This is a genomic window from Apibacter sp. HY039, assembly GCF_004023655.1.
Taxonomy (GTDB): Bacteria; Bacteroidota; Bacteroidia; order Flavobacteriales; family Weeksellaceae; genus Apibacter; species Apibacter raozihei.
In genome coordinates this window covers 360,903-381,435 of record NZ_SAYM01000001.1, presented here as the reverse complement: position 1 = coordinate 381,435, position 20,533 = coordinate 360,903, and the positions used below count along the sequence as shown (strand labels likewise).

Genomic DNA, 20,533 nt, shown 5'->3' with positions numbered 1-20,533 from the left:
TCATTTATAGATTATTTAGTACAAAAGTAATAAATAACCGAATATCTTTTTTAATCTTCTCTATAATAAATTTTATTATAAAAAAATAGCCGCTAAGTATAGCGGCTATTTTTTATTTTATATGAAAATTAAATTTTTAATTTCTTTTTGACTTCTACTTCCTCAAACGCTTCTAATAAATCACCTATCTGGATATCGTTATAGTTTTTGACATTCAAACCACACTCGTATCCTTTAGTTACTTCTTTCACATCATCTTTGAATCGTTTAAGACTTTCCAACTCTCCGGTATAAACTACAATGCCTTCTCTGATAATTCTGATTTTAGCATTTCTTGTTATTTTACCATCAAGAACCATACATCCTGCAATTGTTCCGACTTTAGATATTTTGAAAACCTCTCTGATTTCGACGTTACCCATAATCTGCTCTTTAATTTCAGGAGAAAGCATACCTTCCATGGCTTCTTTCACATCATTAATCGCATCATAAATAATCGAGTAAGTACGTATTTCAATTTCTTCTTTATCTGCTAAATCTTTAGCACTCATGTTTGGCCGTACATTAAATCCTATTAGGATAGCATCTGAAGCTGCAGCAAGCAATACATCAGATTCTGTAATCTGTCCTACCCCTTTATGAATGATATTGATTTGAATCTGATCATTTGATAGTTTTTGTAAAGAATCTGTTAAGGCTTCTACCGAACCATCCACGTCTCCTTTAAGAATGATATTAAGTTCTTTAAAGTCTCCTAAAGCTATACGTCTACCTATTTCATCTAGAGTTATATGTTTTTGAGTTCTGATGGATTGTTCTCTCATCAGCTGCTCTCTCTTATTAGCTATCTGTTTAGCTTCTCTTTCATCTTCAAAAACTCTGAATTTATCTCCGGCAGTTGGCGCTCCATCCAGCCCCAAAATAGTAACCGGTACAGAAGGACCTGCTTCTTTCATAGGTCTTCCTCTTTCGTCAAGCATAGCTCTTACTTTTCCATGGTTTTTACCTGCTAAAAGATAATCACCTACTTTCAAAGTTCCATTTTGAACCAATACTGTGGAAACATATCCCCTTCCTTTATCTAAAGCAGCTTCAATAACTACTCCATTTGCAATTCGGTTAGGATTTGCTTTTAAATCTAAAATCTCTGCTTCTAATAAAACTTTCTCTAGTAAAACATCGACATTATTTCCAAATTTAGCTGAAATTTCCTGGGACTGAATTGTTCCCCCCCAGTCTTCTACCAATAAGTTCATTTGAGCTAATTCCTCTTTGATCTTATCCGGATTTGAATTTGGTTTATCTATTTTATTTATAGCAAAAATCATCGGTACTCCAGCAGCCTGAGCATGGCTGATAGCTTCTTTTGTTTGAGGCATTACGTTATCGTCAGCAGCTACTACAATAATAGCTAAATCCGTAACCTGTGCTCCTCTTGCTCTCATTGCGGTAAAGGCTTCGTGACCCGGCGTATCTAAGAATGTTATTTGCTGTCCGTTGTTTAATTTAACGTTGTAAGCTCCAATGTGCTGAGTGATTCCTCCGGATTCTCCGGCTATTACATTCGCTTTTCTTACATAATCCAAAAGAGAAGTCTTTCCGTGATCCACGTGACCCATTACAGTAACAATAGGGGCTCTGTGGATTAAATCTTTTTCATCATCTTTAACGTCTTCTATCGCTGAGTCATCAACCTCAGAATCTGTAAATTCGATCTTATATCCAAATTCGTCAGCTACCAGAACCATGGTATCAGCATCTAAACGTTGATTCATGGTAACCATGACTCCTAATGAGAAACAAGCAGATATAATTTCTGTAGGAGATACATTCATTAAGCTGGCTAATTCATTTACTGTAATGAACTCGGTCACTTTAATAGTGTTATCTCTGCTTTCTAATTCAAATTGTTCTGCTTCTTGTTCTCTTCTCTGAATCCTTTTATCTCTTCTAAATTTAGAACTCTTAGATTTCCCTCCTTTGGAAGTAAGCTTTTCAAGAGTTTCTTTTATTTGATTTTTAACTTGTTCGTCAGTTAATTCAACAGGTCTTACGTTACGGTTGTTATTACCTCCTCCTGTAAATCTTCTATTACCACCGGTGTTATTCCCACCTTTTTTGAAGTTCCTGTTATTATTTTGTCCTTGCTGGTTACCCGCAGGTTTTTTATCACCATTGATAGTTTTCGCTACCTGATTTACGTCTACCTTTGAATCTTTAACAATACGCTTTCTTTTTTTCTTTTCCGCATTGCTATCTTTGTTTGTATTGGTCTTCTTAGGGCGCTCAAATTGAGATAAATCAATTTTTTGTCCCGTCATTTTAGGCCCATCAAGTTTTTGGTACTGAGTCGTAATTCTTTCTGGTTCGTCAGGCTCTTCCTGTTTTTTCTCAACAACTTTATCCATTTTAGGAGCTGGTTGTGCAGGTGGCGTTTGTTCTGCTTTAACAACTGGCTGAACTTCCTGTTTCACCGGTTGATCATCTTTTGTCTTCTCTTTTTCTTTAACCCTCTTTACAGGATGTGTCGGCTCCTTAGATCTTTGCAAATCTTCTGCTGACATTTTTCCTATAATTTTAATTCCTGATGTTTTTGCACCTATAGTTATTTCTTCTTTTTTCTCAGTAACTAGATCTTGCTTAGGCGCTTCAACTTTTTCTTCTTCTTTTTGAGGTGTATTAATTTTAGGTTTTTGAGCATTTAAGTCTATCTTTCCTAAAGTTTTAGGTTTAGATATCTCTTCTGCTTTTGCTTTAATAACCTCTTGCTGAATCGGTTTTTCTTCTTTCTTTTTTTCTGGAATTTTGTTAATGACCACATCTAAAGACGCATCTTTTTTTAGTTTATCTTCTGAAAATTCAGTAACTAATAGTTTATACGCCCCTTGATCTAACTTAACGTTAGGGTTCTTCTCTATCTCAACATTTTGGGAATGCAAATATTCCGCAGCTCTGTCAAGAGAGATGTTAAGGTCTTTTAATACTTTACTTAATCGAATACCCGACATATAATATTTTGTTGTTATTCTTTTTATTTACAAATATGGTAATTTATTGATAGTAATACACTATTACTCTTCAAATTCTTCTTTTAAAATACGGATAATGTCCAGAACGGTTTCTTCTTCCAAGTCCGTAAGTTCCAATAGATCATCTACATCTTTTTCCAATACTGATCTAGCTGTATCCAGTCCTACTTTTTTAAACTCTTCAATAATCCATGAATCAATTTCATCAGTAAATTCTGTCAACTCTATATCTTCTTCTTCTGGCTCGTCTCTTCTAACATCGATTTCATACCCCGTTAACCAGCTGGCTAACTTAATGTTCTGACCTCCTTTTCCAATCGCTTTTGACACCTCTTCAGGCCTTAAAAAAACAATAGCATGTTTTGTTTCCTCATTTACTTCCATTGAAGAAACTTTTGCAGGACTTAATGCTCTTTGAATGAACAATTGTTGGTTATTGGTATAATTAATAACGTCAATGTTTTCATTTCTTAATTCTCTGACTATTGAATGAATTCTAGAACCTTTCATTCCTACACAAGCACCTACCGGATCAATTCTGTCATCGTATGATTCTACGGCTACTTTTGCTTTTTCTCCCGGGATACGTACTGTTTTTTTGATGGTAATTAACCCATCGTAAATTTCAGGAATTTCAAATTCAAAAAGTTTTTCTAAAAATTTCGGGGAAGTACGTGAAAGTATAATCTGAGGTTTCCCGCCTTTTAGACCTACTTCTTCTACAACTGCACGAACTGTTTCTCCTTTTCTGAAAAAGTCTGAAGGAATTTGATTTTCTTTGGGTAATATCATATCATTTTGTTCTTCATCCATAAGAATTACTTGCTTATGTCTGATATGATGTATTTCACCACTTACAATATCTCCTTCAATAGATTTGAATTTTTCATATAAATTTGAGTTGTCATATTCAGCAATCTTAGTATTCAAAACTTGTTTGAATGCTAAAATATTTCTTCTTCCTAACTCATTCAATTCTATTTTCTGAGTATATTCTTCCCCTACTTCAAAACTCGGATCTATTTTCTTTGCTTCACTAATTTCCATCTCCAGCAAATCATCTTCAGACATTTCATCTTCAACAATTTTTCTGTTTAAATATATTTCTAAATCTCCTTTATCCGGATTAACAATAACATCGAAGTGTTCATCTGAACCATATCTTTTTCTCAATACAGTCTTCATCGATTCTTCCACGATGGCCATTAAAGTGATTCTATCTATATTTTTTTCGTCTTTAAAATCAGCAAATGACTCGATTAATTCTATACTATCCATTGATCCTCATTTAAAATTTAATAATGATTATTGCTTTCTTTATATCGTTATAGGGTATTTGTTCTTTTAATTCAACTGTTTCTTTGCCTTTACCTATTTGTTTAGGCCTTCTTTCTTTCCATTCTAAAACTACATATTCTTCCGTAGATTCGGTTAACACCCCTTCAACCTCTACACCATCCACTTTTGTTATTTTTAAATCTCTTCCTACATTTTTGTGATATTGCCTTGGAAGCTCCAACGGATTTGAAATCCCCGCAGAATATACTGACAATTCAAAATCTTCTTCCTCTCTGTCTAAATTATTTTCTACTGCACGACTACAATCTAAACAATCCTGTACGGAAACACCTTCATCACCGTCTATAATAATCTCAATCTGATTTAATGGAGAAACTTTACAGGAAATCAAAAATAAATCTGTTCTTGTCTGTAAAAAATCATTTAATAATGTATCTACTTTATCCTTTAATTTCATATTTTACTTTCATGCAAAAGAACTTATTTTATTAACAAACAGAATGTTAGCAAGAAAAAACTTAAACTGTAAGTACAAAAAAAAGCCCTTTGTAAATTAGGCTTTTCATTTTTTTAAGTCCCAAAACTTTGCAAATATAATACTTTTTTTTTAATTTTTAAAATATTACACGCCTTAGAATAAGAGAATTAGTAACTTATTTTATCTGTGAAACTCAGCTATATCAATTTTAACTGAAAAAATATTTGAATAGAGCGCCACAGATGCATTCCCTATGTTAGTTAAGGCATAGTCAACCGTAACTCCTCTGTATTTAAATCCGATTCCTGCATTGGGCTGCATTGTGATTTTTTTTGTTCCATCATATTGCATTTCATGCTGCATATTTGTAAAGCCCGCTCTAAGAAACACGGTATTATCATAATCAAACTCAACCCCTAAAGATGGCGACATACTTACAACATCTGAAGATACCAAATCGTTTGTTTTAGAAAATTCAAAATTTAAATTTGCTTCTGCTAAAAAACCGATTTTTTCGCTTATACCCAACTTTTTAGCCACACCTAATTTTAGTTTAGGAATGGTTAATTCTATCTTATCTTCAGGGGCTTCATTTAAAGTCTCTCCATCTAGTTCCATTTTATTTAATTCTTTCTCATTAACCGACCATACATTAAAGGTTGTTGTTATGTCGCGTACCATTACTCCAAAATAAAACTTATCTTCTGTTCTATATTGCAAACCAGCATCTAAACCAAATCCGAATGCATTTGCAAATTTACCAACATGTCTGTATACAATTTTAGCATTGGCTCCTACTGATAAGTTAGGATCATTAAAAAGATTTCCTGCATATGAACCCATTAATGCATAATCTGCAGTTGAAAAACGACTTATTTTATTATAATCAATATTTCCCTGATTATCTATTAATTGTGTTGTATTCATGATATCGTCAACTGCGAAACGATATAAGGAAATCCCTACCGTTCCTTCTGAACCTCCATTTAAAGGTATAGCAACAGCTGCATATTCATATTTTGCAATAGATTGAAAATATTCTGCATGCATAAGAGCTGCCTGCCATGAATCAGTAACTTGAGTAAGACCCGCCGGATTCCAGTAAACGGAATTTACATCTGAAACATTAGCAACCACATTATTACCCATACCAAAAGCTCTTGCATCGGCTCCAATATTTAAAAATTCATTAGAGTATTTCCTGAATGATTGCGCTTTAATTGGCAAATTAATTATAAAACTAATTATTACTAATAGTAGTAATTTAATTGTATTTGTTTGTTTCCTTTTCAAAAAATAGTTTTTGCAAAAATAATTTTAATTTTATAAACGTACGAATTATGTTTTTATTACCACAACTATATTCCGTAAATGGCAAAAAATTATATTTAAAATTCATAGATTTGTAACTAAATTTTTTCCTCGAAGTAAATGAAACATCTCCCCAATATACTTACTCTTGCAAATTTATTTTGTGGAAGTATCGCTTGTATTTTTGCAATAATTAATGCTCCTACCTCACATATTTTGTATTTACTTATTGCTTCTCTGGTTTTTGATTTTTTTGATGGTTTTGTTGCTAGAGCTGTACGGGCTTCCGGTCCTTTAGGTAAAGAATTGGATAGTCTTGCTGACATGGTTACCTTTGGCTTATTACCAGGTATATTAATGTTTAAATTGCTAGGTGGTAATTTAATTTTGAATAGTTTTCTTTCTCAATCATTTACACTTACGGCTCATTCTATATTTCCTTTTTTTGGGCTGTTAATCACATTATTTTCGGCTTTACGTCTGGCAAAATTCAATCTTGATGAAGAACAAAGCTATTATTTTAAAGGGTTGCCTACTCCTGCTAATACTATTTTTATCTTTGCTATTTATTGGATTATCGAAAAAAATTCAACTGTATTCTGGAATAATAGTCTGATTCTTTTTTTTCTCACAATTTTAAGTTCCTATATTCTTGTTGCTAATCTTCCTCTGTTAGCATTAAAATTTAAGAGTTTGAAATTGAAAGATAATTCGCTTGTTTTTTCATTTATCATTCTATGTCTTGTTTTATTACTATTACTTCAAATTTCAGCAATCCCAATTATAGTATTACTATATATAATCATATCAATCTTATTCAGAAAAAAAATAATATCTAATGGAACTAAAACTACATAAATCAATCTGCTTTTTTGATCTGGAAACTACCGGAATTAATGTCAGTAAAGACCGAATAGTTGAAATAAGTATTTTAAAGGTCAATCCCAATCAGTCCAAAGAAAGTAAAACATGGAAAGTCAATCCCCAGATACCCATTCCTAAAGAATCATCTCTTATACATGGTATTTATGATAAGGATGTTGAAAATGCTCCAATATTTAAAGAAATAGCTCCTCAGATATTGGAAATGATTAAAGATTCTGATCTGGCTGGATATAATTCTAATCGTTTTGATATTCCTCTACTTGCTGAAGAACTATTACGAAATGATTTTGAATTTGATATTAAAAAACATCGTCCTATTGATGTACAGGTTATTTTTCACAAAATGGAACCCAGAACTTTAGCTGCTGCGTATAAGTTTTATTGTGATTCTGATCTTGAAAATGCTCATTCCGCTTCTGCTGATACCTTAGCTACTTATGAGGTTTTAAAGGCTCAAGTAGAAAAATACGATGCTGTTGAAAATGACATGAAGTTTCTGCATGAGTTTACCACTCAGAATAAAAATGCTGATTTAGCCGGTTTTGTAGGCCTGGATAAAGAGGGCGATGAGATTTTTAATTTTGGAAAACACAAAGGGAAAAAATTAAAAGAAATTTTTAAATCTGATCAAGGTTATTATTCTTGGTTAATGCATGCTGATTTTCCTTTATATTCAAAAAAAATATTTACAAGAACTAAATTAAAAAGTGTATTATGAAAATTATATGTGTGGGAAGAAACTATAGCAATCATGCTAAGGAGCTTAATAATGACATTCCTAAAGAACCTGTATTATTTTTGAAACCGGACACAGCAATACTTAGACCGGGTGAAGATTTTTATATTCCTGAATTTAGTGATAATTTACAGCATGAAGTCGAATTATTGCTGAAAATATGTAAAACAGGAAAGTATATTCAACCTGAATTCGCTGAAAATTATTACTCCGAAATAGGCCTTGGAATTGATTTTACTGCTCGCGACTTACAGGATAAACTTAAGGATAAAGGTCTTCCTTGGGAAATATCTAAAGCATTTGATCATTCAGCCTTAATTGGGGATTTTGTCACTAAAGATAAAGTCAATCTAGATAATGTTAACTTTTCTTTATTAAAAAACGGAAATATTCAACAGCAAGGAAAATCTTCCGATATGCTTTTTCCTTTTAATACGCTCGTTTCTTATATATCCCAGTTTTTTACATTAAAAACCGGAGATATTATTTTTACCGGAACTCCTTCTGGTGTTTCAGCTGTAAAAGAAAATGACATTTTGGAAGGTTTTATTGAAAATGAGAAATTTTTTGAGATAGCTATCAGATAAGTTTATTTATTTATCTTTATCTTATGATCCTGGCTTTTTGGAACAATAAAAAATTTTTCAGGCGACCACTGTGCTAAAAAAATTTCGGATAAGTCTTCATATCCTTCTTTTTTAAGCTCTCCCTTAAGCCAGTCTTCCGTTTTATCTATTCCTTCCAGATAAACATGATTAATTTCTCCTTCTATAACTAATAAAACTGCGTATTTGTCATAATCATCTGTAAAAGCTGTAATCGACCCATCTTGCTCCATTTGTGCAAAATACACTTTAGATATATCATAGATTCCATCATTTTTCAAAACGTTTGCATAGGTCATAATATCCATTTTTGCTTTTTTAAATCCTTCAACATTGAGTTTTCCTTTAAGTACCAAGGGAATAATAGGCCCTTCAATCAATCCTCTTAAACGGCTATATTTTTTCGAAAAAAAAGCAATAAAATATATAATTATGGTCCATATCAATAAGACTATCCCAAACTCTAATATTGAAATACCCGGATTGTATAATATCCCTCCGACGAGACCTCCTAAAACAATATTCTGAATAAGGTCTATACCTGATACCTGGTTTAAGATTGTTCGCCCTATAAGCTTAATGTAAACTAAAACAGCTATAAATGCTACAACAAGTTTTATTCCAATAAAAATGTTGTCAACCAAATTAAAACTACCGAAAAAAGCATTTTTTAAATCCATTACCTTATGTAAATTAGTGTTGAATACAAAATTATAAATTTTATCTTACAAATTGTCTAATTTTTCTTAGCTCATTTAATTGACTATACGTTTTTAATTAAACAGATTATAAAAAATGAGCCAAAAGTCTTTAACTTTCAGCTCATTTTAAACAAAACTAGATAAAACCTTTCTGTTTTAATCTAAAACAGAAACCGGCCTTTTATCATCTCCTACAGCAACAAAAGTAAATTCACCAGTAACAGCTTTTTCTCTATGTTCATAATACATTTGTTCAATAAATATTTCCACTTTTACTTTTAAACTGGTGTTTCCAATTTCTATTACATTCCCAATCAGTTCCACAATTGTTCCTGCAGGTATGGATTTTTTAAAATCAATTTTATCACTTCTAACGGTAACCATCTGCTTGTGGCAAAATCTTGTCGCTGTAATGAAAGCAACTTCATCCATCCACTGCATAGCAGTTCCTCCGAATAAAGTGTCATAATGATTTGTTGTACCAGGAAATACAGCTTTTAAAATTCTTGATTCCGATTTTTTCTTTCTTTCTTCCAGGTTTAGATCCATATTTATTATTTTATTGGTTATACATGCGAAGCTCTCATTTCTTCAGCAGCTGCTACCATTTCTATAAGAGCTTTTTTTGTTTCATCCCAGCCTCTGGTTTTTAAACCACAATCAGGATTAATCCATAATTGATTTGTAGGAATTTCTTCTTCGGCTTTCTTCATAAGATTTACCATTTCTTCTCTCGAAGGAACCCTTGGTGAATGAATATCATAAACACCCGGCCCAATATCATTTGGATAATTGAACTTAGAAAATACATCTAATAACTCCATGTTAGAACGAGAACATTCTATAGTAATTACATCTGCATCCATATCAGCTATATTTTCTATGATATCGTTGAACTCAGAATAGCACATATGCGTATGAATCTGCGTTTCATCCTTTACGCCACAAGACGAAATTCTAAATGCTTTAATTGCCCAATTAAGATAGTTTTCCCAATCTGCTTTTCTTAAAGGCAATCCTTCTCTGATAGCAGGTTCATCTATCTGTATAATATTGATTCCTGCTTTTTCCAAATCAAGGACTTCATCTCTAATTGCTAATGCTATTTGATAACAGGTATCTTTTCTTGGTTGATCGTCTCTTACAAAACTCCATTGCAAAATGGTAACCGGACCTGTCAACATACCCTTAACCCATTTATCTGTAAGAGATTGCGCATAGGCAGACCATTGCACAGTCATAGGCTCAGGACGATGAACATCTCCATAAATGATTGGAGGTTTTACACATCTGCTTCCATAGCTCTGCACCCATCCATTTTTTGAAAATGCAACACCTTCAAGACTTTCACCAAAGTATTCAACCATATCATTTCGTTCAAATTCGCCATGAACGAGAACATCCAATCCAATTTCTTCCTGAAAACGTATAGCTTTTTCGGTTTCTTTCTTTAGTAAATCTTCATATTCAGAGAGAGAAATTTCTCCTTTTTTCATTTTTGAACGCCACGAGCGTACTTCAGCGGTTTGTGGAAATGATCCTATAGTTGTAGTAGCAAATAAGGGTAATTCCAGAGCTTTTTGTTGTTTTTCTTTCCTCTCGGAGAAAATATTATGTCTTTTATCCTCTACTTTTTCTATATTTTTAATTCTATCCTGAACGTTTTGATTGTGAATAAGCGGAGAAATATTCCTTCTACTTACAGAATCTGTGTTTTCTTCCAATTCTTTTAAAAATTCGGGTGTATCCTTTTTTTCTGCTAATTGTTTAAGTGTTACTACCTCTTTGATTTTTTGTTTGGAAAAAGCCAGCCAATCTTTAATTTCCGGAGAAAGAACTTTTTCGTTGGTTTCTGAGTCCAAATCTACAGGGCAGTGAATTAAAGAACAGGAAGGTGCTATTATCACTCTATCTTTTCCTACTTTGTCTGAGGCTCTGTCAATTATTTTTAAAGAATTCTTAAAATTATTTTTCCAGATGTTTCTCCCATCAATAATCCCTAGTGAAACAGACATATTTTCAGGAAGCTTGTCAAGTACTTCATCAAGTTGTTCAGGACAGCGAACCAAATCTATATGTAATGCCTGCACAGGCAAGCTGAGAGCTAGATCTAAATTATCTTTAAGACCATCAAAGTAAGTAGCAATCATTTTCTTGATAAACGGATACTTTTTATTAATTTCGGTATATACATATTGTAATGCATCCTTTACTTCAGCGTCTATATCTAATGCAAGAAAGGGTTCATCGAATTGTATCCATTCCACTCCTGCTTCTTTTAATTTTTCAATGATTTCCAAATAAATCGGCAGAAGACTTTTTACTAATTCTATCTTATTGAAATCTTTTTCTTTTTCTTTACCAAGCAACAAATACGATACAGGACCTATTATAACAGGCTTTGTAATAATGCCTTCTTGTTTTGCTTCTAAAAATTCATCTATGATTTTTGTTGAGAATAAAGAAAATTTCTGATTCTTTTCAAATTCAGGTACAATGTAATGATAGTTAGTATCAAACCATTTGGTCATTTCCATTGCAGTTATATCAATACCTTCCTTTTGATATCCTCTTGCCATTGCAAAATACAACTCCTGTTCAGAGTTAGAGCTCTTTACTAAAATTTTGTTGTAGCGTTTAGGGATGGCTCCTACCATCAAAGACATATCCAATACCTGATCATAAAACGAAAAATCGTTGGAAGGTATTACTTCTATTCCAGCACTTTTCTGTAACATCCAGTTACCTAATCGGATATCTTTCCCTGTTTTCATCAGTTCCTCAACTGATATTTTACCGGCCCAAAATTTTTCACAAGCCTTTTTAAGTTCTCTGTTACTACCAATTCGCGGGTAGCCAAGATTGTGTGTTTGCATCTTTTTTAACTTTTAAATGATTAAACTATAAAAGTTCTTATTGTTAAATTTCAAAAATGCTTTCAAAAAAGAGTAAAGTATATGAGGTGTACTATATAACAATAAAAATACCTCCCAGAAATATTTTATGGGATATACTTATCTTTATAATTTAACCTACGACCTTTGCTTCAAATCGCGAAAGCATTGTCAATTCAAAATAGGCAGGTCTCCTGGCTTGTAATATTTTATCTACCTTCTCACTTTTTACGGCAATGGTATATATTGATAAAACTCATACATTACTTACAGTTGCGCGACAGCTCATGATTTACACATGATTCCCTATTATTCTGCTTTTACACAGCACCATATTCTGGTTGATAAAGAAATTAAGAAAAGAACTTAACCAAACAAATATATAAAAAAAGTTATCTAATATTACGATTTATAACAAAATAAAAATGAGAGAAACACTCTCATTTTTATTTTGATTTAATTTTATTTAAAAAGCTTTTATTTATATTTTTTATAAAGTCAAAGTATCTGTTTTTATATACTTACTATTTAACTTCATACTCCAATCGAATAGTCACACTTGCTGTTTTATTTTTGGAAGAGGTATTAAATGTTCCTCCCCAAGAATATTCATCATCAGATGAATTTTGTGCTGTAATTTGAAAAACACCTAAATTTGCTGTTTTTAATTTACCTAATTTACCTCCTGCATTTTTAGCTATTTCTTCTGCTCTTTTTCTCGCATCTTGAGTAGCATCTGCAATCATCTGAATTTTTAAATCCGCTAATTTTGTATAATAATAAGAAGGGGCTTTTGAATATAGTTCAACGCCACTATTAATTAGTTCGGTTATTTCACGTGATAAATTTTCAACTTTTTCGACATCTTTGGATTCAATGGACACTGTTTGATCTAATTGATAACCTGAAAATACAGAACTTCTCCCTCCATCTGTATTATAATAATCATACTGTTTATTAATATCTACAGAAGAAAAAACCAGTTCATTATCTTTGAACCCTTTTGACACCAGATAATCTCTTATTTTTTTCCTATCTTGCTCTAAATCCGAATATGCCGTTTTTAAATCCATGCTTTTCTTTGAAAAATCGCCATTCCATACAATCAAATCAGATATGAAATCTTTAGTACCTAAACCTTTAACTGAAATAGAAGTAGTCAGATTTTTATTTTTGAAAGAATTACCTAAAAAATAGGCTGATATTATTAAACCTAAAGAAGCTATTAATGTTGATACAACTAATCCTTTTCTCATTTTTATATATTTATACCAAATATACAAAAAAAATAGCCAGATTATTAATCCAGCTATTTTTTTACTTTATACTTACTATTAAAGAGTATCAATATTATTTAAATCTTTAAAGGATTGTTCCAGTCTTTTCCCAAAAGATTCTTCTGATTTACGAACCCAAACTCTTGGGTCATAATATTTTTTATTTGGAGAATCTTCTCCTGTTGGGTTACCTACCTGAGTTCTCAGATATTCTATATTAGTTTCTACATAATCTCTTACTCCTTCAAGATAAGCAAACTGTAAATCTGTATCTATATTCATTTTTATTACTCCATAACTAATAGCTTCTCTAATTTCTTCTAAAGAAGATCCAGAACCTCCATGGAATACAAAGTTGATAGGTTTTTCAGAACCGCCAATTTGTTTTTGAATATACTCCTGGGAATTTCTTAATATTTTCGGTTCTAATTTAACATTCCCCGGCTTATAAACTCCATGAACATTACCAAAAGCAGCAGCTATTGTGAAGTCTGGACTAATTGAATGTAATGCCTGATATGTTTTGTAAACATCTTCCGGCTGAGTATATAGTTTAGAGCTATCAACATCAGAGTTATCCACTCCATCTTCTTCACCGCCTGTAATTCCTATTTCTACTTCAAGAGTCATTCCCATTTTAGCCATTCTTTGGAAATATTTAGCCGAAATCTCAAGGTTTTCTTCTAAAGATTCTTCTGATAAGTCCAGCATATGTGAAGAGTATAGTGTTTTACCTTCTTTTTTATAAAATTCTTCACTTGCATCTAGCAAACCGTCTATCCAAGGAAGTAATTTTTTAGCGCAATGGTCTGTATGTAAAATTACTGTAGCACCATAAGCTTCGGCTAAAGTGTGAATATGTTTAGCTCCTGCTATAGCTCCTAAAACGTCTGCTCTAACATTATCATTTTTAAAACCTTTTCCGGCATTGAACTGTGCTCCTCCATTTGAAAATTGTATAATAATAGGAGCATTTACTTTTACTGCAGTTTCTAAGGCCGCATTTATATTACTGGAACCAATCACATTACAAGCAGGCAAGGCAAATTGTTTTTCTTTTGCGTAATCAAATATTTCTTTAACCAACGAACCGGTTGCAACACCGGCAGGAAACTTTCTACTCATGATTTTTTTGTATTTATTAAACTTTTAAGTTGTAAAGGTACTAAAGAAATTACATTTTAAAACCTAATTTTCATTGAATTTTCTCAGGTTTATGAGTTAATTTAACCAAATATTATATATTTACCTGATAAGCGTTAAAAATAAATACATTGAAATAGGATGAAAGATATATTTGAAAATAAAGTTATTTGGATTGTTGGTGCATCTTCGGGTATCGGTGAAGCTCTGGCTGTATATTTTAATCAATTAGGCAGCAAAATCATCTTGAGCGCCCGAAGGGAAGAAGAGCTTTTACGAATTAAGAACTCAACTTTATTTCCAGAAAATAATAAAATTCTGCTACTGGATTTATTTAATTCTTCTGATTTTAATGAAAAAACAAAAGAAGCTTTTTCATTTTATAATACTGTCGATTACGTCTTTCTAAATGGGGGAACAAGTTCCAGAGGTTCTGTTGCGGAAACGAATATTGAAGTTTATAAGAAAATGATGGATTTGAATTTTTTCAGCTACGTAGAATTAACGAAAGAAATCCTCCCTTATTTTAATAAGCAAAAACATGGTCATTTTATAGTCACAAGTAGTACAATGGGTAAGATAGGCTCACTTGGGCGATCGGCTTACGCTTCTTCTAAACATGCCTTACATGGTTTCTATGATTGTCTAAGAGCAGAAGTTACTCCTCAAAATATTTATGTCACTTTATTAACTCCCGGATATATAGCTACTAATATTTCATATAACTCTCTTATGCCCGACGGATCTCCTAGAAAAGAGATGAGTGAAAACATTAAAAACGGTCTTCCTGTAGCTAAAGCAGCTCAACAAATTGCCAAGGGTGTCAAAAAAAAGAAAAATGAAATATTTATTGGGAAAAAATTGGGTGTAGAGCATTTATCTTTATTTTTAATGCGTTTTTTTCCAGGTATACTCCATAAAGCTGTACGAGCTTTCCCTCCTAAATAAAAAAATTAGAGGAATTTATAAAAATAAATTCCTCTAAAAACTCTCTATAGCTACTAATGCTAACAAAAAATTAATTATGTTTTTTAGTATTTCTATTTAACATTACAAATTTACTAATTGAAACAAACCATATTTTGCTGATTTAATTTAATTACGAAAAAAAATTGCAGAATACATAATACACAGATTCAAAGTATTTTACATCAATTAATTTCAGAAAAAAACTTATTTTATTTTAAGATTTACTTTGTTTATTTTCTTTAACTTCACGCCCGCTAACTAATATGAAATAACTTGTGGACAATTTTAAAAAAAACAGTACCAAAATTTTTATTGATACAATTAAAAGGGAGTTTATAAAAAACTATTTTAAGCTGCTCTGTTTTATGCTACTCATTAATTTAATTATTTATTATGTTTATGATTGCAGATTATTAGTAGATTATCTTTTAGGCGGGACTCTTTTTTTACTTTGTACTCTTTTCTTGTTTCCCAAATATTATAATATTAACCGCTTAGTTGATACCTGGTTTATACTAGGTCCAATTTATATTTCTATTTTCATTATAGTTCTATGGAATTATTCGTGCTTTATCATTATATGGTTATTTTTAACGCCTTTAGGAGCCTATATGTTTTTCTCTTTAAAGAAAACTATATATTATACAATCTTCACTTTCATATATGTAGTTATTCTATCTATTATTTCTCATTACATAGGACCTTTTAAAAGCCTTAATATAGATAACGATGGAATTTTTCTTATTGATATAGTAACCATAATCAACTATTTTTTAAATATTGTTCTTTTACTTGTCTATAAAAATAAAATTAATAGAGCACAGTATAACGCTCAAAATCAACAAGAAATTGAAAAACTAATAAATATTAGAAAGAAATATTTACAATCAGAATTTACGCCGGATGAATTAGCTAAGTATAATGAATTGTTTATAAAAATAAGTGAGTATATGGAAGAAAAGCAACCTTTTAAAAAATCTGATTTTACCATATCAGAGTTATCTTCTGCTTTAAATTCAAATAGTTCCTACGTATCCAGAGCTATACGTATGAACGGTTTTTCAAATTTCAACAATTTCATGAATTCATATAGAATCAATTATGTAAAACAACAGCTTCTTCAAAATCGTCATCAACAATATACTTTATGTTATATTTATACTGAGGCCGGTTTTACTCATCAGTCAACTTTTAACAGAATTTTTAAAGATTTTACTGAACTTACGCCTTCTCAGTATATTCTAGAAATAAAAAATATCCCTCAAAAAGATTTGTAAGGGATTTTTTTGCATTTTTTTTGAGCTTTGCACTTATTATTTTAATGCTGAAATTGCTTTTTCGTAGTCTGGTTCATTAGAAGTTTCTGCAACTTGTTCTTCATAAACAACATGACCTTGTTCATCAAGAATTATTACCACTCTGCTTAGTAAACCTTTCAAAGGCCCATCTGCAAATTCAAGCTCATAGTCTTTTCCAAAATCAGATCTAAAGGCTGATAGTGTTATAACATTATTTAATCCTTCTGCCGCACAAAATCTGGATTGTGCAAATGGCAGATCTTTAGAAATACATAAAACTACTGTATTGTTTAACTCGGAAGCTTCTTTGTTAAATGTTCTCACAGACATTGCACAAGTTCCAGTATCTACACTAGGAAATATATTAAGAACTACCTTTTTTCCAGTAAAATCAGAAAGTTTTTTTTCTGATAAGTCAGCTCCTGTTAACGTAAATTCTTTAGCTTTTTGACCTATCTGAGGTAAATTTCCTATTGTATGTACTTCGTTTCCTTTTATTGTAACTGTTGCCATAATTTTTTATTTAAATGTAGTGAATTATGTTTATCAGTCCATCTATATTCCTATAATTATATATTATATTTTTATTACAATTAGTAATAATCCATAGCTGTGTTTATTATTTATTATTATTGAGTAAATATTTTTAATGTTTTCTAATAGTTAAAAATAAACTATATCTTTGAGTTAAGAAATATAATCTATGTATAACCTTTAAAATAATAATTATGCAGCCTATCTTTAAATATTGCCCGAATTGTCAAAGCTCTGACCTTAATTTTAGTAATGGAAATAAGATTTATTGCTCAAATTGTGATTTTGAATATTATCATAATACTGCTGGGGCTGTTGCTGTTATTATTCAAAAAAATGATGAGATATTACTTACTGTCAGAAATAAAGAACCAAAAAAAGGTTTTCTTGATTTGGCTGGAGGTTTTGTAGATCCGGCCGAAACTGCTGAACATAGTTGTGCAAGAGAATTGGAAGAAGAACTAAAAATAGTTATAGATAAGTCTAAACTTAAATATATCAATTCAAATCCTAATACTTATGTATATAAAGATATTCTTTATAATACTATAGATTTATTTTTTTTATACAGAGATGATCATTTAATTATAGAAGATTTTGACTCACTAGAGTTAAATGGATTTGTCTGGAAAAAATTAGAGAGTATAAATCTGGATGAGCTAGCTTTTGAAAGCCAAAAGAAAACTTTATCTATGTTGATAAATAAAAAAAGAAACAAATAAGCTTTTTTTTATTTAATATTTTTACTGTTGTTTATAATTTTTAGATATAAAAAAAAGAAATGATTCTAAGCCATTTAGAATCATTTCTTTATTTTACTTTTACTAATTTTAAATTACTTAAATAGAAGTGTAAAGTAAAATATATAATTTCTCATTTTTTGGTTTGTGTTTGAAGCCTTTACTTCGTATGCCACTAATATAATAAAATATTTGAAAGGCGTATGCTAAACGTAAAAAAAATCATAATTTTATTTATATATCTTAGCAAATAACAACATTAATAATTAATAATCAGTTAATTATGTAAAAATATTTTTTTAATAAAAATTATTTTTACAGGTGTATCTGCTACACTTTTCAATCATTTTAGTATTTTTATGCAATCAAAAACCTAACATTTTTGATTGCAAGAATATGAAAGATGAGACATTTTACGAAAAAGTGTATCAAATTGTAAAAAAAATTCCTGTGGGTAAGGTTACTACTTATGGCTTAATTGCAGAATATTTGGGCACTAAAAAGTCTGCTCGTTTAGTAGGCTATGCAATGAACAATTCACATTCTTTACAAATTCCCGCCCACCGAGTAGTTAATAGAAATGGCTTGTTAACAGGTAAACATCAATTTCCTACTCCCACGCTCATGCAGGAATTACTGGAAAATGAAGGAGTAATTATTAAAAATGATCAAATAGTTAATTTTACGGACTGTCTATGGATTCCTAAAGACCAAAATAATTTATAAAAGGTAATTTTTTTTTACTAATTTCGCGAATTAGAAACATCTAACAATTGAGTAAGAAATCCCTACAAGAAGTTCATCAGTCGGTAGATACTGATAGTTCAAAGAAGTGGCGTCGTATTTTCGCATTTTTCGGCCCAGCTTATCTCGTTGCGGTGGGTTATCTGGATCCGGGTAACTGGGCAACTGATATAGCCGGAGGTAGTAAGTTTGGTTATGCTCTTATCTGGGTATTGCTAATGAGCAATATTATGGCCTTACTCTTACAATCATTAAGCGCCAGATTAGGAATAGTCAGAGGGTTAGATTTAGCTCAGACAAACCGTGAATATTATCCAAAATGGATGAATTATATTCTTTATGGATTTGCTGAAATTGCTATAGCTGCAACGGATCTGGCAGAAGTTTTAGGAATGGCCATAGGTCTACAGCTACTTTTTGGTCTGGATTTGATATGGGGTGTATGGATTGCAGCATTGGATACATTACTTTTATTAGTTCTTCAAAGATTCGGAATTCGAAAAATGGAGGCATTCATCATTGCTTTAGTCAGCATTATTGGTGGTTGTTTTCTTATGGAAATGTTTCTGGCTAAACCTGATTTAGGTGAAGTCGTTAAAGGGTTTAAGCCTACTTTACCTAACAATGAAGCACTATATATTGCTATTGGTATTATTGGAGCAACAGTAATGCCTCATAATTTATATCTGCATTCGGCACTCGTGCAAACCAGAAAAATAAAACGTGATTATAAATCCATTAAAAATGCAATTAAATATAATTTTTATGACAGTCTAATAGCTTTAAATATGGCCTTTTTTGTTAATGCTGCTATATTGATTTTAGCTGCAGCAACCTTTTACAAGGCTGGACTTCATGATGTTGCCGGTTTACATGATGCTCATAAAATGCTATCTAATTTATTAGGTCCTTTGGCTCCATTTCTTTTTGCAATTGCTTTAATTGCCGCCGGACAAAGTTCAACTGTAACGGGTACATTAGCTGGACAGATTGTTATGGAAGGTTATCTGCATTTTCGTATGAATCCTGCATTAAGAAGATTACTAACACGAATGCTTGCTATCATTCCAGCTGTAATTGTAATTAGTATACTTGGGGAAAATTCTGTTGATGAAATGCTCATTTTCAGTCAGGTACTGTTGAGTATGCAACTAGGGTTTGCCGTAATTCCTTTGATTCATTTTGTAAGTGATAAACAAAAGATGGGGAAATTTGTAATTAAACTACCAGTAAAAATATTATCATGGATTGTGTGTACTGTTATTGTTCTTTTAAATATTAAACTTATATATGATGAGGAAATAAATTTATACAATAGTCCTGATGTATCAATCTTTATTAAGATTTTACTTGGTGGTGTTTCTTTGGGTATGCTACTATTTCTTGTCAGTATACTTGTATATCCTTGGATAAAGAAAACTCAAAAACTTAATTACTCTGTTCATAAAACCCGTATACAGAAAAAAATTGGTAAAATTCCACCTTTTGAAACTATTGGTTTGGCTTTAGATTTTAGTGAAAACGATAATCGTGTGTTGAATTATCTTCCATTAATAGCTGATTTAAATACCAGTATAATTTTGTTTCACGTTACCGAAAGTGCATCAGCCAATTATTACGGAAAAATGGCTGATGATTATGAGGTTAAATTTGATCAAAACAAATTGGAGGATTATAAAAAGTTACTTCATCAGGAAGGCTATACAACAGTTGAAACCTGCCTGGGATTTGGTACTCCAGCTGTTAATTTACCTAAACTAATCAAAGAAAATAATATTGATTTGTTATTGATGGCCAAACATGGACATAAAGGTTTGGGTGATTTCATTTTTGGAACTACTACTAAACAACTTAAAAATAAAGCAGACATCCCTATATTAATAGTATAAA

The 20,533-nt window shown here is 31.3% G+C and carries 18 protein-coding genes and 1 riboswitch; of the genes, 8 read left to right on the top strand and 10 right to left on the bottom strand.

Annotated features, from left to right (window positions below):
• Nucleotides 1–128: 128 nt before the first annotated feature.
• The 4 genes from infB to EQ921_RS01785 all read right to left on the bottom strand — a co-directional run bounded on the left by infB (nucleotide 129) and on the right by EQ921_RS01785 (nucleotide 6,099).
• On the bottom strand, nucleotides 129–3,008 hold the full coding sequence (infB, locus tag EQ921_RS01800; protein ID WP_128330337.1) for a translation initiation factor IF-2: 2,880 nt from the start codon (nucleotides 3,006–3,008) through the stop codon (nucleotides 129–131).
• Nucleotides 3,009–3,071: 63 nt separating this feature from the next.
• Nucleotides 3,072–4,307 (bottom strand): transcription termination factor NusA, encoded by a 1,236-nt coding sequence (nusA, locus tag EQ921_RS01795; protein ID WP_128150621.1) that lies wholly within the window; start codon nucleotides 4,305–4,307, stop codon nucleotides 3,072–3,074.
• A 10-nt stretch (nucleotides 4,308–4,317) separates the two neighbouring features.
• On the bottom strand, nucleotides 4,318–4,785 hold the full coding sequence (gene rimP / locus EQ921_RS01790) for a ribosome assembly cofactor RimP (protein ID WP_128150619.1): 468 nt from the start codon (nucleotides 4,783–4,785) through the stop codon (nucleotides 4,318–4,320).
• A gap of 201 nt (nucleotides 4,786–4,986) precedes the next feature.
• Nucleotides 4,987–6,099 (bottom strand): PorV/PorQ family protein, encoded by a 1,113-nt coding sequence (locus EQ921_RS01785; RefSeq protein WP_255424413.1) that lies wholly within the window; start codon nucleotides 6,097–6,099, stop codon nucleotides 4,987–4,989.
• Between the two features lie 138 nt (nucleotides 6,100–6,237).
• Here EQ921_RS01785 and EQ921_RS01780 point away from each other — a divergent pair, with 138 nt between their 5' ends.
• From EQ921_RS01780 to EQ921_RS01770, 3 genes are read left to right on the top strand one after another with little or no spacing between them, the layout of a single operon-like run.
• Nucleotides 6,238–6,975, top strand: a complete 738-nt coding sequence (locus tag EQ921_RS01780) for a phosphatidylcholine/phosphatidylserine synthase (RefSeq protein ID WP_128330336.1) — start codon at nucleotides 6,238–6,240, stop codon at nucleotides 6,973–6,975.
• Nucleotides 6,956–7,720, top strand: coding sequence for a 3'-5' exonuclease (locus EQ921_RS01775; protein ID WP_128330335.1), 765 nt, complete (start codon nucleotides 6,956–6,958; stop codon nucleotides 7,718–7,720). The genes EQ921_RS01780 and EQ921_RS01775 overlap by 20 nt, the downstream gene beginning before the upstream one ends.
• Complete coding sequence (locus EQ921_RS01770; protein WP_128330334.1) at nucleotides 7,717–8,325, top strand: fumarylacetoacetate hydrolase family protein; 609 nt, start codon at nucleotides 7,717–7,719, stop codon at nucleotides 8,323–8,325. Before EQ921_RS01775 ends, EQ921_RS01770 begins: the two co-directional genes overlap by 4 nt.
• 2 nt (nucleotides 8,326–8,327) lie before the next feature.
• On the opposite strand, the gene EQ921_RS01765 is transcribed toward EQ921_RS01770, so the two are convergent.
• The 5 genes from EQ921_RS01765 to fbaA form a co-directional block, all read right to left on the bottom strand.
• Entirely contained in the window at nucleotides 8,328–9,023 is a 696-nt protein-coding gene (locus EQ921_RS01765) for a DUF421 domain-containing protein (RefSeq protein WP_128330333.1), read from the bottom strand.
• Nucleotides 9,024–9,200: 177 nt separating this feature from the next.
• Entirely contained in the window at nucleotides 9,201–9,593 is a 393-nt protein-coding gene (locus EQ921_RS01760) for an acyl-CoA thioesterase (RefSeq protein ID WP_128150608.1), read from the bottom strand.
• A gap of 17 nt (nucleotides 9,594–9,610) precedes the next feature.
• Entirely contained in the window at nucleotides 9,611–11,920 is a 2,310-nt protein-coding gene (metE, locus tag EQ921_RS01755) for a 5-methyltetrahydropteroyltriglutamate--homocysteine S-methyltransferase (protein ID WP_128150606.1), read from the bottom strand.
• 184 nt (nucleotides 11,921–12,104) lie between these two features.
• Nucleotides 12,105–12,288: riboswitch (cobalamin riboswitch) on the bottom strand.
• 174 nt (nucleotides 12,289–12,462) lie between these two features.
• Entirely contained in the window at nucleotides 12,463–13,194 is a 732-nt protein-coding gene (locus EQ921_RS01750) for an SIMPL domain-containing protein (protein ID WP_128150604.1), read from the bottom strand.
• A 78-nt stretch (nucleotides 13,195–13,272) separates the two neighbouring features.
• Entirely contained in the window at nucleotides 13,273–14,340 is a 1,068-nt protein-coding gene (gene fbaA, locus EQ921_RS01745; RefSeq protein WP_128330332.1) for a class II fructose-bisphosphate aldolase, read from the bottom strand.
• Nucleotides 14,341–14,499: 159 nt separating this feature from the next.
• Between fbaA and EQ921_RS01740 the strand changes: the two genes are divergently transcribed.
• Together EQ921_RS01740 and EQ921_RS01735 are read left to right on the top strand one after the other, a co-directional pair.
• Nucleotides 14,500–15,306, top strand: coding sequence for an SDR family NAD(P)-dependent oxidoreductase (locus tag EQ921_RS01740; protein WP_128330331.1), 807 nt, complete (start codon nucleotides 14,500–14,502; stop codon nucleotides 15,304–15,306).
• A gap of 386 nt (nucleotides 15,307–15,692) precedes the next feature.
• Complete coding sequence (locus EQ921_RS01735) at nucleotides 15,693–16,604, top strand: helix-turn-helix domain-containing protein (RefSeq protein WP_128330330.1); 912 nt, start codon at nucleotides 15,693–15,695, stop codon at nucleotides 16,602–16,604.
• 36 nt (nucleotides 16,605–16,640) lie between these two features.
• Here EQ921_RS01735 and tpx read toward each other — a convergent pair whose 3' ends face one another.
• Nucleotides 16,641–17,138: a thiol peroxidase gene (tpx, locus tag EQ921_RS01730; RefSeq protein WP_128330329.1), complete on the bottom strand. Its 498-nt coding sequence runs from the start codon at nucleotides 17,136–17,138 to the stop codon at nucleotides 16,641–16,643.
• A 215-nt stretch (nucleotides 17,139–17,353) separates the two neighbouring features.
• Here tpx and EQ921_RS01725 point away from each other — a divergent pair, with 215 nt between their 5' ends.
• The 3 genes from EQ921_RS01725 to EQ921_RS01715 all read left to right on the top strand — a co-directional run bounded on the left by EQ921_RS01725 (nucleotide 17,354) and on the right by EQ921_RS01715 (nucleotide 20,532).
• Nucleotides 17,354–17,881 carry an NUDIX domain-containing protein gene (locus EQ921_RS01725; protein ID WP_128330328.1) on the top strand — a complete coding sequence of 176 codons (528 nt, stop codon included), beginning with the start codon at nucleotides 17,354–17,356 and terminating at the stop codon, nucleotides 17,879–17,881.
• A gap of 414 nt (nucleotides 17,882–18,295) precedes the next feature.
• A complete protein-coding gene (locus tag EQ921_RS01720) occupies nucleotides 18,296–18,625 on the top strand; it encodes an MGMT family protein (protein WP_128330327.1) in 330 nt (109 codons plus the stop codon).
• Between the two features lie 47 nt (nucleotides 18,626–18,672).
• Entirely contained in the window at nucleotides 18,673–20,532 is a 1,860-nt protein-coding gene (locus EQ921_RS01715) for an Nramp family divalent metal transporter (RefSeq protein WP_128330326.1), read from the top strand.
• Nucleotide 20,533 lies beyond the last annotated feature (1 nt).